The organism is Methanoculleus sp. SDB (genome assembly GCA_001412355.1).
Lineage (GTDB): Archaea > Halobacteriota > Methanomicrobia > Methanomicrobiales > Methanomicrobiaceae > LKUD01.
Genome location: LKUD01000053.1, coordinates 1 through 12946, shown reverse-complemented (window position 1 = coordinate 12946; position 12946 = coordinate 1). Strand labels below are relative to the sequence as shown.

Genomic DNA, 12946 nt, shown 5'->3' with positions numbered 1-12946 from the left:
GAGGACTGGTGCGATCCGGAGATTGGCTGCCGGCATACCGCCATAGAAGATGTCTGCCCCCGGGGCTGTGAGTGCCTCACCGAGGCCGAGGCCGACGCCAAATTCATGAACTTCGTGCTGTGCCTGGACAATCCCTGCGGCTATTTTACCCCCGCCCGGGGCGAGCCGGTGCCGAAGTACTGCTACCGGAGTGCGGAGTAGGTGGGGGTCACCCCTTTTTCCGCTCGATGACCATCTCGCAGAACTCATCGCCTGCACAGCGTGAAAACGGCACGGAAAGGGTGAATCCAGGGTTTAACGCCCCTATAACGGTTACCAGGTACGCACAGCATGCTGCGCGGATGGTCTCGGGGGTGGCGAGCTCCTGAAACTTTCCGTCATACAGCGGGCAGCGGGTAAGCCGGATGACCGCCTCTTCGGAAAATCCTTCGATGTACGGGGTCTCAAACGCCGGCCCGAAGAGCATGACCGAGATAATGCCGAGCGTCTGGATAATTTCCCCGGCATTCCCCCTCGGCATGTTGTGATCGCCGGCAATCCGGCCGATCTCGTCCGCCAATGCATAAAAGGCATCGGGAATTGGTTCCTGGGCCTGAACCTGCTGTCCCGCGGCAATGATCATTCTGGAAAGCGCACGGGCCGCAATATGCCACCGGGCCTCATTCGGGAAATCCTGCATGCGTAGCATCATTTCTCCCCTCCCGCACCACGGATCCCGTTCTGGTTTTCGTGGAGCTGTTCACAATTCCACGGAAGACTATTTATGCATTGTCCGGTACCCGGGACGTCGGATAACGGGAGTGTCACGGAAGAGTACTTCGCCCGTTGAGCGGCGCCCTTTTTTACGTACGATGGTCCCGACCGGACTGTGTGCGCCGGCACTCTGCCTCGCTTGCAGAGAGTCGCTGATCCCGGATGGTCGCCACCCTCAATCCTTCTTCCGTGTGATGACCATCTCGCAGAATTTATCGCCTGAACAGCGGGAATGCAAAACGGTAAGATTGAATTCGGGATTTAATGACTCAATGGTGGATGCCAGATACGCACAACATGCCGCGTGGATGGTACCAGGACTGCCTGACGCCCAGAACTCCTCGGTGTACATCGGGCAGCGGGTGAGCCGGATTATGGCCTCTTCGGGAAATCCTTTGATATACGGCGTTTCGAATGCAGGACCGAAGAGCATGGTCGAGATGATCCACAGTGTCTGGACGATTCCTGCGGCGCTCTCCCGGGGCAGGTTGTGATCCCGGGCGATCCACAAAATCTCATCGGCCAGTTCATGAAACGTATCCGGAATTGTTGTCTGGTCCTGAGCCTGCTTTCCTGCGGCAATGACCAATCTGGAAAAGGCGCGGGTCGCAATCTGCCATCGGGTATCGATCGGGAAATCCTTCACGTGAAGAATGATGTACCCCTCCTCATATGTACGGTACGAGAATGACCGTTGAGTTGCTCACCTATCCACGGATGACTATTTATGTGTTGTCCGGCAGGGGAGACGAGGCACGATCTGTCTTCCGGGGTCTGTTCCGCCGCCTTATGGCTACTGCATCGTCCCGGATTGTCCGGACTGAAAAATCCGGTGCTTTCGGCTTTTCCTTCGTGGCAATGCTCTGTTGGGAGGGATATTTCAGAATTGCCGGGTGATCCTCCTCGCTACGTGCGGACAGGCTTAATTCTCCTCCCGGCCGGCGTGTTCCTGTTGCAGTTCATGCCTGATCTGCCCTGTGAGCCGGGTGAGGGTCGTCACATCGGTTCTCCTGACGATTACTTTTGCCGATTCAAAAACATATTCAGGCGATTTCCCGGTGAGCGGCTGCTGGGAGAAGACCACATCCGCTTTATGCCGGAGGAGCAGCTCCGCCGCACGAAGTCCTTTTTGCTTTTCCATTTCACTGGCGGGATTCGCAAGCAGCTCCGTGCGCTGAAGTGTTCCGTCCCTGACGCTGAAATCGAGAAGGGCAAACCATGGCGCTTCACCGAAGTGGGGGCTGATCGTGCCTCCCGGGTCACCAAGCGGAACGGCATAGCGCAGGGACAGCCGCTCCTCCGGTTCGGAATGAATGACCACGCGCTCCACATTGGGGACCAGATCCCGGATGCGGGTTGCTATCCGTTCGCTTGCCAGATTTGCTTCTTCAAGGTCGGTTTTCTTCATCACCACGCGGGCCTCGACAAAGATATACCTGCCCGAATTCCTGCCGGTAAGCTCTTTGATGCCGGTCACGATGGGATCCGACATGATCGCAGCCCTGATGGCATCCCGTGTGTCATGGTCGATCGATGCGTCGAGGAGGGTGCGCATGCTGTTTTTCAGGATACCCCAGCCTGAGAATGCAATGAATCCTGCAACGATGACGGCCGCAAAACTGTCGACAGGGATGCCGAAATACTGGGCGAGGACGGCAAGAAACACCACCGACGTCGAGAGGACATCCACCCGGTGCTGTTTTCCGTCTGCGATAAGGCTGGGGGAGTTGTGGATGGTACCCACCCGCATTTCATAGGTTCCGAGCAGGTAGGGAACCGATACGAGTGCTGCCACGGCAAACAGGACCCATCCTCCGAAGGGCTGCCCCATTCCTCCTCCGGTGAAGGCTTCGACCACGATCTCCCACGCCGTGAAAAAAACCAGAAAGGCAATAATGACAGAGACGATGTTTTCGACCTTGTAGAGGCCGTACGGAAATTCTTTACTCTTCCGTGATGATAGCCAGATGCCTGCAAGAAGAGCGACGGAAGCTAGCACATCGAGGAACGAATGAATCGCATCGGCTTCAAGTGCAAGGCTTCCTGAGATTCGTGAAAGAACCAGTTTAATAATGACAAGTGCGGCATTCACGGCAAGCGAGTACCAGGCAACCCTCCGGATGGCCGCGTCAGCCTCCTCTCCGGTTCCGAACGAATTGCCTGCCGGACTGTTCTGCATGCAGATCTCCCGTATCCTTTCTGTACCCGGCTCTCTCTGATAACCGTTGTGGAAGCTCCCGTCACCGGGTGGGACGCACACTTTATCTCTCCATCGCCTGCTTCCGCATCTCCTCCGGCATTTTCTCGATCGCATACCGGAGGGCCGTCCGGGGCATTTCATGCCTGTGCCGCATCACGTATGCGAATACCTCATCGCGGTGGCTTTTGCCCGCCTCTTTGAGCATCCAGCCGTAGCCCTTCCGGACCAGATCCTCGGGATCCTTCAGCAGAATGTCCGCAATCCCGAAAATCTCCCCGAGAAATTTCCCTCTCCGTGCGGGCAGCACCAGTGATACCGCCGCCCCCCGCCGGATCCACCGGTTCTCCGACCGGGCCCAGCCCTTCAGCCGGGAGAGGAACTCCGGGTACTGCTCGAGGAACGAGCCGACGGCGTGGTTGCAGAGGGTGTCGCATTCCGCCCAGTTCGAGACATAGGAAGAGAGCCAGCGTTCGAGCACCAAAAAATCCTCCGGCTCGAACCGGCGATGGATCCGGTCCGCCCAGTCATATGCTATCATCGCCTCCTCAAGGTACCCTGACTGCAGGAGTTCCTCGCAGAGGGTGAAGATCCCGTCCCTGTCCAGCCCCCGGATCTCGCGGAAGTACTGGTGCGAAATTTTCCGGACCGGTGCACTCTTCACGCCGTAGAGCTGCACTGTTTCCTTAAAAAAGCGCCGGGAGCTGTTTTTCGTCTCTTCGTCGGCGTTCCCGGCCAGATCCTGCCGGATCCGGGTAATAATCTCCGAATGCATGAATAACCTCGGTACGTGAGGGTGTTTCCCGGGAAACTTAAATAGTGATGTTTGCGGGGTGAAAACACCTCCCTTCCGAATCGGGAGCGGCCCGGGTGGGCGCCTCAGATCCTGAAATTCTCACGGCAGCCAGGCAAATCTTTATCAGGCTGCAGGGGGAGTCACGGCGTATATTATCTGGAGGACCGAGACCCATGAATCGGAAATTTCGCATTGATGCAGAACGTCTGAAACGTTTTGAATTCGAACCCGTGAAAGACATCAGGGCCCGTCTCGCAGCGAGCCCGGACCTGAAACGAAGGCTGGAGGAAGATCTGCCCGGAACGCTTGAGGAAGAGGGTATCGTCATCGACGACGCTTTCCTGCGGAAGGTCAGCGACCAGTGGCACGCCCGGATTACAGCCGACACCCGCTCGGTCATGGACGGGATCCCGGACAGCAGGAAACCCTATTACCGCATGATCCGGAGCGGGCAGCCGGTGAAGGTCAGGGTGACCATCGACCGGGAAACCGGTGCAATCACTACAGCACCCCGGGAGGGAGAGCCATGAACACCGGCGGCTATGATGTCGTGATGGAACTTCACGAGGATCTCATCAATACATTCCTTAAAGTCGCCTACTGCCTCGGAAAATTCCCCGTGTTCGAGGGAGTATATACCCTTCCTGTCCCTGATGTCCCTCCGGATCTCGAGGACTTCATGGAGATCGGGTACCGGGTCTCCCTTGCCAGGGAACCATCCTTTGAGGTCACGGATGCCGGAGAACTGCAGATAACGGTTCGCGGGGAGACCATTTTCACCGTGCTCGGGGCGATTACGTTTGATCTCGAAGCTCAGTTCCGGATAGCCGCTATCCCCCGGTTTGATCCGGCAACGCGGCAGTTCAGGGTGGAATGCACTATGGCGGCCATCGAGGACGTGGAACTGGACAACAGGTATCACCTTCCCGCCTCCGTGCTTGAAAAACTGAATCAGATCCTTGCCATCGGCATGGAGGCCTTCCTCACCGAGGAGGTCACCACGATCGAGCTCTCGCCCGTCATTTTCTCGGCGGATCTTCCCTTCATGCCGGCGGGGGAGGCATATAAATTGCCCATCAGCCTCGGTGCGACCCGGGTATTTCCGCCCTCCGTCACGAGCGGAGCGGTGAACCTGCTGGGATACACCGGGGGGAGCGCCGCGTCCGTGACCGACTTTACCCGGGGAAACCACATCGGCATCGGGGTGAACGAGGCCGCCATGCATCGCGTCTACGATTTCTGGTGGGCGAACACCACGCACCCCAAGACCGTCACCGTCATGGGCTCCTATGATTATGATCCGCCTGATTTCGTCGATTTTATAGACTCTCTCCTGGACTGGGGCACCGCGGTGCTGACACTCGGTCTGGTGGACACGGATGTCGACCTGGATCGAATCTGGATCGATGCCGGCGCCGCAATCGGTTTCTCCAAGTTCACCTTCGATCTGCTTCCGGGCAACACCGTCCGGCTTTCCGGGTCGGTAACGCTCGATATCTGGGCGGAAGTCTATATGCAGATCACCACCACCACCGAACTCTTCTGGGGACTCTGGGAGGTCGACCAGACCACGAGCACCGTGAAGCTCTTTGATCTGGAGGCCAACGGGATCACCGTCGTGATTGATAATGCCGAGGGCGTTGTCACCCTCGATCCGTCCCGCCGGCTTATGGTCGATCTCACGGCCCTTGACATCGACATTCCGCTTTCCTGGGATGTACCTGAATTCATCCTCGACTACATCGTGGACTGGGCCATAAACAGCATCGTGACCGAGATGCCCCCCATCGTGCTCTTCCCGGCGATGATCGAACAGACGCTTCCCGGCACCTCGGTATCGGTTTCCGTCGCCGGTGAAACACTGGAAATCAATGAGACGGAGGCACTCGTATCCCTCAATATCTCAACGTCGGGAGCGGACACCTATGCGCCGTATATCGCGAACGAAAACACCGGAGAGGTTCACGTGCGGGAATGCGAATGGGCCCACCGGATTGCTCTCCGAAACCGCGTCTATTACTGCACCCTTGAGGATGCCATCGCCGACGGGTACAACGGATGCGCATTCTGCCTGCCGCGGTACGACACGGGATAAGGATATCCGGAAAAACCGGATATCCTCCGGGTCTTTCTTTTTACCGCGTGCGGGAATCCGCATCCAAAAAAAGCCTGTCTCCGGACAACGCATCACCGGGCGACGGGGATTGCCGGCTTCCTCTCCCAGACCTCCATCCCGTTCGTGTCGGTATACTCGATCGTTTTCGGGGTGAAGGTCACAACGACATATTCCGGGTTGTCCGGCGTCCGGAAGTACGCCTCTTTCATCGGATTCCAGTACTTCTTCTTCGTCGCCGGATCGTCCTGCACCGCTGCTGTCGCCCTGATGACCACGTAGGGATCCGTATACTCTCCGCACGACCAGATGGAGAGGGCGACATTCGGATTCTTCAGGATCTGGCCGACTTTTCGCGAGCTTTTCATTGTCGCGCCGACGAGCCTCATGTCGTCGTAGCCTTCGAGCGACATGAACCGCACCGCCGGCATGCCGTCATCGACCGTGGCGACGGCGGCAACATGAAGCCCCCCCATGACCTGCAGGATCTTCTCTTCGAGTCTCATAGACGTTCTACCTCGGTGCTCACTTATCCTCCCTCCAGATAAAATGATCGGCGGGCCGGGCCGAGTCCGACGGCAGGCGAAGATCCCGCCACGCAGGAGTGATTAATTCCGGGTGATGCAATCCATACTCTTAGATATTTCCGCCCTCCAGTATTCATTGATACACGCAAACAGCCGGGAGTCACCATGCAGCTCAACCAGAGACAGCAGGAAGCGGTCACCACCACGGGCATCCAGTGTATCCTGGCAGGGCCGGGATCGGGCAAGACACGGGTGATCACGGAAAAGATTATCCACCTCATCGAACAGGGTGTTGCCCCGTCAGAAATCCTTGCTCTCACCTTCTCCGACAAGGCCGCCCGTGAAATGGCGGAACGTCTCGAAAAATCGCTCGGGGCGGCAGGGAGCGATATTGCCGTCTACACTTTCCACTCCTTCTGCCTCCAGGTGCTCGAGGACAACGTGCTCGATTCGGGGATCAGCTTCTCCTCCGGCATTGTCAGCAGGACGAACCAGCTGGTATGGGCCCTCCGGAACATCGACGAATTCGGGTTTGAGCATATCGAGGTGGGAAACAATGCGCCGCGGGTCCTCGAATCGGTCATCGACGGGATTTCCCGCCTGCGGGATGAGCTGATCACGCCAGCGGATCTGGACGCCTACCTTCGCAGGAAGGATTGCTGCGGCGAGGGGGATCGTGACGGAAGAGAACGTCTCTTTCATGGCAGGCTCCGCGATCTGTTGCGTGTCTATGAGGCATATGAGCGCTTCAAGCGAGAGGGAATGCTCCTCGACTTCGATGATATGATCCACGAAACGGTGCGCCTTTTTGAGCGAAAACCGTACATACTGGCGCTCTATAAACAGCGCTACCGCTATATTCTCGTCGATGAGTTTCAGGACACCAACTACGCCCAGCTTGCGCTCATCAAACAGCTCGCAGGTGACCAGCTCTGCGTGGTCGGGGACGACGATCAGACGATATACCGCTTCCGTGGCGCATACTTCGGCAATTTTGACGATTTCCGGCAGACATACCCGGATCTCCGGGAGACGCTCCTCGACGAGAACTACAGGAACTCACGCACCATTCTGGCGGCGGCATTGCAGCTGATGGCCCATGCTCCCGGACGGGAGGATAAGCCGCTCGAAACTGCGAATCCTGCCGGTGAGGCGATCACGGTCGCCGAGTGCGAGAATGAAAATGCCGAGGCTCACTATGTCCTTTCAGAGATCCGGCGCCTTCTGGAGACGGAGCTGTTCGACCGGGGAGAGAGGCGGAAACGGCAGGTCCGGTGTGGTGATTTTGCGATTCTCTGCAGACGGCGTGCCGAAGGGGTGAAGTTCTATCAGCTGCTGAAGAGCCACGGCTTTCCCTGCGAATTCTCCGGTGAGATTGCCTTTTTCTCTATGCCGGAAGTTCGGGATATGATGGCATGGCTGCGGGCTGTCAAAAATCCCCTTGCCGCCGGCATCTCCTTAAACCGGATCATGAAGGCAGGCGGGGTTCCGGAGGCTGTCGTGCAGACCATCAATGCCACTGCCCGGGAAGCGGCGTGGGGAGTCGGCCATTCCGACGGCGTTTTTGAGGCGATGCAGGCAGCGGAGGGGGTGGCTCCGGAATATCGGCACGGAGTCCGTGAACTTGCACAGTCGGTCGAACGGCTCATCGAAAAAAAAGAACGGGAAACGCTTTCCGGGATCGTCTACGAGGTGATGATGCGGGCGGGTGCCGTGTACAGGGAGGCGCTCGATAACGACGACGGAAGGCACCGGCTGGTGCTCAACAGGTTCTATGAGCTGTCCCGTGACTACGAGTCAATCACGAAGGATGCCCGGGTGGATGACTTTCTTGAATACCTCTCGCTGCTCTCCGATATGGATGTGGAGATGTCCGAACCCGCCGATACCGATGCCGTGCAGATCCTGACCCTGCATAAAAGCAAGGGCAAGGAATTTCCCGTCGTCTTTTTGGTGGATCTTTCGGAACGGAAATTTCCCCTCCGGTACCAGGAAAAGCCGTTCTCTGTCCCCCGGGATCTCGCCCGGGGGCTGGTTCCGGAGGAGGACGAAAAGACCCTCCACCTGCAGGAAGAGCGCCGGCTCTGCTACGTGGGCATGACCCGTGCGCAGGATCGGCTCTATCTCACCCGGGCGAAGATGTACGGTGACAACAAACACGAATCCCGGCCGTCGGTATTTCTGGAGGAGCTGGAGTACGCGCACAACCCGCTCATCACGGTCATCGACGTGCCCGCAGAGGCGCAGGATATTCCCTTTCGGGCTCAAAACGAACTCGAAGTGGCAAAAAATGCCCTGCAGGCCCAGGCCATCCGGGCGGTCGTCGGCATGCGGCTCGGCACCGCTCTGCAACGGATGATGGACCTCGAAAAGATACGGCTGCTGGAAGAAGGGGAGGATATCTCGGCATTTGACAGGAACGTGTTCCTTGCAGTCCCCGAGGCACCCTTCACTCTCCCGGGGGGAGGGGATACGTGCGCCGTCGGCCCGGACCACGTTTTTTCCGCATCTGCACTGCAGACCTACCAGTCCTGCCCTCTGCAGTACAGGTTCAGGCACGTACTCTTCATTCCCTCCGAACCGAAGTCCTACTTCGGACTGGGAACGGTCGTGCACACAGTCATCGAAAAACTCTCCGCTGATGAGCTCAAAGGGATTGCACCCACCCGGGAGCGTGCCCGTGCGATGCTCGACCGGTTCTGGTCCCCCCGAGCGTACCAGTCCCGGAAGCACGAGGCGGAAGATCGGACGAAGGCGGAGATACTTCTTGACTCCTATCTCGGCTGGCACCTCATGAACGACAATTCCCTTGCCGGCATCGAGGAGAAATTCCTGTTTACCTATCACGGCCGCACCATGAAGGGCTATATCGACCGTATCGAGCGGACACCGGACGGCGGTATCGTTGTCATCGACTTCAAGACCGGATCGAAGCCGGGATCGCTCACCCGCACGTCCGCAAAAGAGAACATCCAGCTCAACCTCTACTGCCTTGCCGTCCGGGACCGGTACGGTAAACTGCCCCGCCGGGCTTCGTTCCTCTTTTTAAATGGCAATAAATGTGTGGATTACTTCCCGGACGACGAGAGCATTGAGCTTTTCGGGCGCAAGCTCTCCGGGATGATCGGTGCCATCTGTGCGGGTGAGTTTCCTGCAACACCGTCGTATTCGGCCTGCCGCTTCTGTGATTACACTCCGCTCTGCGACGAGCAGGAAAAAGAAACCGGGTGACCACAATCATCCGGAACCGGTTGACGCAGACCTTTGGAAAGTGCTCCCGTGTTCACTCCCGTTGGACATCCCTTCCTTTTTCGATGGGAATGATCCGCACAATCCTGCCGTGGCGAAAAATCGAGATCCTGCCGCCGCTCTGTGAAACAACAATTCCGACAGCACGGGTGATTTCCGTGATCGCCGCAATTGATGCATGGCGGGTCCCGAATCCTTTCGGGATGGCAATATCATGGGCATCAACCGAGATATAGCGTGCCGCTGCCTCGACGAGACCGTTGCCCCTGATGACAAATGCCCCGTCGAGCTGGGCTAACTCCTTGATGGTTTCGCGGATATCCGACCGTGAAACGGCCCGTGTGGCCGGATCATGGCCTTCGAACGGGTTCAGGATCAGCTGGACGGAATGGGCGAGCACCTGATCTGCATCACCGATCAGGAATGCTGTGCCGATCACCCTGCCTTCCCGCCCGTCCCGCGAGATCTCAGCGGCGATTGAATAGACCGTCTCGAAGACATCATAGGGGATATCGGTATCCTCGATGATAGTACTCATCCACGCGACGGTTGAGAGAGGATCATCCGGATCACTTTCCCGATCAGTAATATCATTGCCGATTGACAGCATCTCCACCAGATCGCCATGCTCATCCCGGATTGCGTGATTACTCCATGCTATCCAGACCCTTTCACCGCTCTTTTTCATGTTTTCATTGACATTGAATTCGTACTGCTCGGGATTTTCCATCACCTGCAGGAGCATCGAATCCAGATCCCTTCCGCTTCGGGATTTTTTGGGAAGTATGCTTCCTACAACCGCCTTGCCGGTAAGTTCATCCGGTGAGTACCCGAAAAATGTCTCCCCGAAACGGTTGATGAACCTGAACTTCCCGTGCGGATCAATCCGGAGAACGATGCTTTTTGCATTGTTGACAAGATCGTAACAGCGCAGTTCGCTTTTTCGTAAGAGATCCTTCATGCGGGAATATTCGGAGATGTCCTGACCTGTCACGATCGTGCCCAGAGACGGATGTTCCGGGTCGATGGAGCGGGAACGGAGGAGGGCGTCGAACACCGAGCCGTCTTTCTTTTTAATCGCTGTAGCTGCGGTGTTCCATCCCATCTCATCACTGACTCCCGAGATAAGCTCGTCGATATGCGGATTTTCTCCGCTCTCCGGAAGCAGCATCAGGGGATCCGCATTAATCAGTTCATGCTCGTCGTACCCGAGCGTTTTGGCCATAATCTCATTGATCCAGACGATCCGGCGATTTCGCACCACACACGTCGGGATCGGCGATGAGGCTATAACCGCCTGCATGATCCGGTTATCTATCCTGAGGCGTTCTAAAGTCCGGTATCGTTCGATGAGGGTGAGGCATCCGGAGAAAAAATCCTGATTCAGGTGCTTGCCGTCTGTGTGTGCGGTTACCACGTACTGTGCACCGGAGGCCAGGGCCTTTCCCGGCAGGGCAGGATCCTTCCTGTCATCCAGAAGCAGTGCCGGTGTCTCGATGCCATTATCCCGGATCTGGCCGAGGAACTGGATGGCGGTCATATCCGTAAGCTGTGATCCAGTAATAATCAGGTCATACTGGTGTGTTCTGAGCTCATCAAGGGCATACTGTCCTGAACTGACAGAGGTGGAGGTAACCTCCCGTAGAGATTGCAGGAACGTCTCCACTGCAGAAAGAGAATGTTGATCGCCATCAGCGAGAAGGAGTGCGGGCATTGGGTTCATGACAGGATTCGTATCATGGAGGTATCATCCTCCGGCCTCTTCAATCCTTGTGTCACCGGAAAGGTGAGATCCGGCCGCCGCCTCCACGCCGCGGGTGATTCCGGCGATACCGGAAAAGGGAGTGCCCCGCCACAGGACTGAAATAGAAGCATGGAGTAGTGAACAGAAAGGCGATATCATGAAACAGGCACGGCTCATTCGTCCGGGGGATACGGCAAAGAATTTTTCACTGAAAGATCAGCGGGATAAAACCGTTGATCTCTATGAACATGCAGGCAAACGGGTGCTCCTTTCATTTCACCCCCTCGCGTGGACGGATTACTGCGCCGCCCAGGTGACATCGCTCGAAGAAAACCGGGAGATTTTCGAATCGACTAACACCGTCGCGTTCGGTATCAGCGTTGATTCCCTGCCCTGCAAACGGGTGTGGGCAGAAACCCTCGGCATTACCCGGACCCCGCTCCTGTGCGATTTCTGGCCTCATGGCGAGGTTGCCCGGCTGTACGGCATCTTCCGGGAAGCGAACGGCTTTTCAGAAAGGGCCAACATCCTCATCGGCGAAGACGGAAAGGTTGCCCGGGTTAAGATCTACCCCGTGCATTCGGTGCCTGATATCGGGGAAGTGATTGGCTGGCTGCAGGGAATGTAGGGAATCAGGCCCCCTTTATGTATTGGATACTGTTGCAGGTGGTGCACTCGCTCTCCGGTGCGGCATCAGGAAATGCCTCCCAGTGAATGGTGGCCCCGAGGGCGATTTTATACGTGGAAAGGATGCGGCAGGGCAGGAAAAGACTTTCACGCCAGTCGTCCGTTTTTTGCGGAGTGGACGCCGCTGTGCAGGTCGTGCACACGTCCCCCCCGGTCTGTTCATCTGAGGACTCGAAAAAACCTCTCGCATCGGGGGGGACGTTTCCCTCCCGGCCGATATTCCCGTATCTGTCAGCCGCAATCACACCGAACTCTATCTCGTTCGGCAATGGGGGGGTGACGTAATCGCATGTGCCCTGTGCAATACATATCCGCACCCGGCCGCCGTTTGCCCATAATTCAATATATGCAATGCCGCTCTCGTCAGATGCCGTCACTCTGTACTCCACCCGGTCGCCGGGGGCCCAGGTCTCCTGCTGTTTCCGGACTGTTATAGTGGGAGGGGTAATGTCGACATAATCCGGATCAGCCGTCGGAGAGACGGAAGGCGATTGGAAGGAATACTTTGGCTGTTGTTCCGTGTCATAGCCACGGGGTATCTGTTCCGCGTCACAGGGTATGGATCCTGAGGCTGGTGCCTCATCCGGAATCATGCAGGGACAGACGGCATTGGCTGCCCCGCAGAGCAGTACTATGGATGCGGCCGCAACGAACAGGATCGTGAAAAATTTTTGGGAGCAGTTCATCAGATTCTCCTCAGAATAATAAGGGGATGTGTATAGGAATGATAAATATAATCGCTGATCTATACCTCTGCCGCACCCGATCCTCAAACCCGCCTCTCTTTTACAGAGTATAATGAAACGATCCTGATCTCAAAGGAGAATATCGGTTTCTATAATCTTTCGGAATTTTTTAGTCTAGGATGAATCTCCTCAAA

Annotated in this window: 13 protein-coding genes and 1 pseudogene; 7 read left to right on the top strand and 7 right to left on the bottom strand. The window is 56.8% G+C overall.

The window, feature by feature from the left end; genetic code table 11:
- Positions 1-201 (top strand): annotated as a pseudogene (locus APR53_00110).
- Between the two features lie 7 nt (positions 202-208).
- On the opposite strand, the gene APR53_00105 reads toward APR53_00110, so the two are convergent.
- Together APR53_00105 and APR53_00100 are read right to left on the bottom strand one after the other, a co-directional pair.
- Positions 209-679, bottom strand: a complete 471-nt coding sequence (locus APR53_00105) for a hypothetical protein (GenBank protein ID KQC04290.1) — start codon at positions 677-679, stop codon at positions 209-211.
- Between the two features lie 249 nt (positions 680-928).
- Positions 929-1408 (bottom strand): hypothetical protein, encoded by a 480-nt coding sequence (locus tag APR53_00100; GenBank protein ID KQC04289.1) that lies wholly within the window; start codon positions 1406-1408, stop codon positions 929-931.
- A 32-nt stretch (positions 1409-1440) separates the two neighbouring features.
- Here APR53_00100 and APR53_00095 point away from each other — a divergent pair, with 32 nt between their 5' ends.
- On the top strand, positions 1441-1650 hold the full coding sequence (locus tag APR53_00095; GenBank protein KQC04288.1) for a hypothetical protein: 210 nt from the start codon (positions 1441-1443) through the stop codon (positions 1648-1650).
- 25 nt (positions 1651-1675) lie between these two features.
- Here APR53_00095 and APR53_00090 read toward each other — a convergent pair whose 3' ends face one another.
- Together APR53_00090 and APR53_00085 are read right to left on the bottom strand one after the other, a co-directional pair.
- Entirely contained in the window at positions 1676-2932 is a 1257-nt protein-coding gene (locus tag APR53_00090; GenBank protein ID KQC04292.1) for a cation transporter, read from the bottom strand.
- A gap of 82 nt (positions 2933-3014) precedes the next feature.
- A complete protein-coding gene (locus APR53_00085; protein ID KQC04287.1) occupies positions 3015-3725 on the bottom strand; it encodes a DNA alkylation repair protein in 711 nt (236 codons plus the stop codon).
- A gap of 194 nt (positions 3726-3919) precedes the next feature.
- On the opposite strand from APR53_00085, the gene APR53_00080 reads away from it, so the two are divergent.
- Together APR53_00080 and APR53_00075 are read left to right on the top strand one after the other, a co-directional pair.
- Positions 3920-4276 carry a hypothetical protein gene (locus APR53_00080; GenBank protein ID KQC04286.1) on the top strand — a complete coding sequence of 119 codons (357 nt, stop codon included), beginning with the start codon at positions 3920-3922 and terminating at the stop codon, positions 4274-4276.
- Positions 4273-5841 (top strand): hypothetical protein, encoded by a 1569-nt coding sequence (locus APR53_00075; GenBank protein ID KQC04285.1) that lies wholly within the window; start codon positions 4273-4275, stop codon positions 5839-5841. The genes APR53_00080 and APR53_00075 overlap by 4 nt, the downstream gene beginning before the upstream one ends.
- 92 nt (positions 5842-5933) lie before the next feature.
- Here the strand turns inward: APR53_00075 and APR53_00070 are convergent, their stop codons facing one another.
- A complete protein-coding gene (locus APR53_00070; protein KQC04284.1) occupies positions 5934-6365 on the bottom strand; it encodes a hypothetical protein in 432 nt (143 codons plus the stop codon).
- Positions 6366-6551: 186 nt separating this feature from the next.
- On the opposite strand from APR53_00070, the gene APR53_00065 reads away from it, so the two are divergent.
- Positions 6552-9617: a hypothetical protein gene (locus tag APR53_00065; protein ID KQC04283.1), complete on the top strand. Its 3066-nt coding sequence runs from the start codon at positions 6552-6554 to the stop codon at positions 9615-9617.
- Positions 9618-9669: 52 nt separating this feature from the next.
- Here the strand turns inward: APR53_00065 and APR53_00060 are convergent, their stop codons facing one another.
- Positions 9670-11175: a hypothetical protein gene (locus tag APR53_00060; GenBank protein KQC04282.1), complete on the bottom strand. Its 1506-nt coding sequence runs from the start codon at positions 11173-11175 to the stop codon at positions 9670-9672.
- 138 nt (positions 11176-11313) lie between these two features.
- On the opposite strand from APR53_00060, the gene APR53_00055 reads away from it, so the two are divergent.
- Both APR53_00055 and APR53_00050 read left to right on the top strand, forming a co-directional pair.
- Positions 11314-11499, top strand: a complete 186-nt coding sequence (locus APR53_00055) for a hypothetical protein (GenBank protein ID KQC04281.1) — start codon at positions 11314-11316, stop codon at positions 11497-11499.
- A gap of 55 nt (positions 11500-11554) precedes the next feature.
- Complete coding sequence (locus APR53_00050) at positions 11555-12007, top strand: thioredoxin peroxidase (GenBank protein ID KQC04291.1); 453 nt, start codon at positions 11555-11557, stop codon at positions 12005-12007.
- 4 nt (positions 12008-12011) lie between these two features.
- On the opposite strand, the gene APR53_00045 is transcribed toward APR53_00050, so the two are convergent.
- Complete coding sequence (locus APR53_00045; protein KQC04280.1) at positions 12012-12752, bottom strand: hypothetical protein; 741 nt, start codon at positions 12750-12752, stop codon at positions 12012-12014.
- Between the last annotated feature and the right edge of the window lie 194 nt (positions 12753-12946).

Bases quoted from the DNA above. Each gene is read 5' to 3' on its own strand.
- APR53_00095 (KQC04288.1), top strand. From the start codon at position 1,441: ATGACCGTTGAGTTGCTCACCTATCCACGGATGACTATTTATGTGTTG.
- APR53_00085 (KQC04287.1), bottom strand. From the start codon at position 3,725: ATGCATTCGGAGATTATTACCCGGATCCGGCAGGATCTGGCCGGGAAC.
- APR53_00065 (KQC04283.1), top strand. From the start codon at position 6,552: ATGCAGCTCAACCAGAGACAGCAGGAAGCGGTCACCACCACGGGCATC.
- APR53_00080 (KQC04286.1), top strand. From the start codon at position 3,920: ATGAATCGGAAATTTCGCATTGATGCAGAACGTCTGAAACGTTTTGAA.
- APR53_00070 (KQC04284.1), bottom strand. From the start codon at position 6,365: ATGAGACTCGAAGAGAAGATCCTGCAGGTCATGGGGGGGCTTCATGTT.
- APR53_00090 (KQC04292.1), bottom strand. From the start codon at position 2,932: ATGCAGAACAGTCCGGCAGGCAATTCGTTCGGAACCGGAGAGGAGGCT.
- APR53_00075 (KQC04285.1), top strand. From the start codon at position 4,273: ATGAACACCGGCGGCTATGATGTCGTGATGGAACTTCACGAGGATCTC.
- APR53_00045 (KQC04280.1), bottom strand. From the start codon at position 12,752: ATGAACTGCTCCCAAAAATTTTTCACGATCCTGTTCGTTGCGGCCGCA.
- APR53_00060 (KQC04282.1), bottom strand. From the start codon at position 11,175: ATGACCGCCATCCAGTTCCTCGGCCAGATCCGGGATAATGGCATCGAG.
- APR53_00105 (KQC04290.1), bottom strand. From the start codon at position 679: ATGCAGGATTTCCCGAATGAGGCCCGGTGGCATATTGCGGCCCGTGCG.
- APR53_00055 (KQC04281.1), top strand. From the start codon at position 11,314: ATGTTGATCGCCATCAGCGAGAAGGAGTGCGGGCATTGGGTTCATGAC.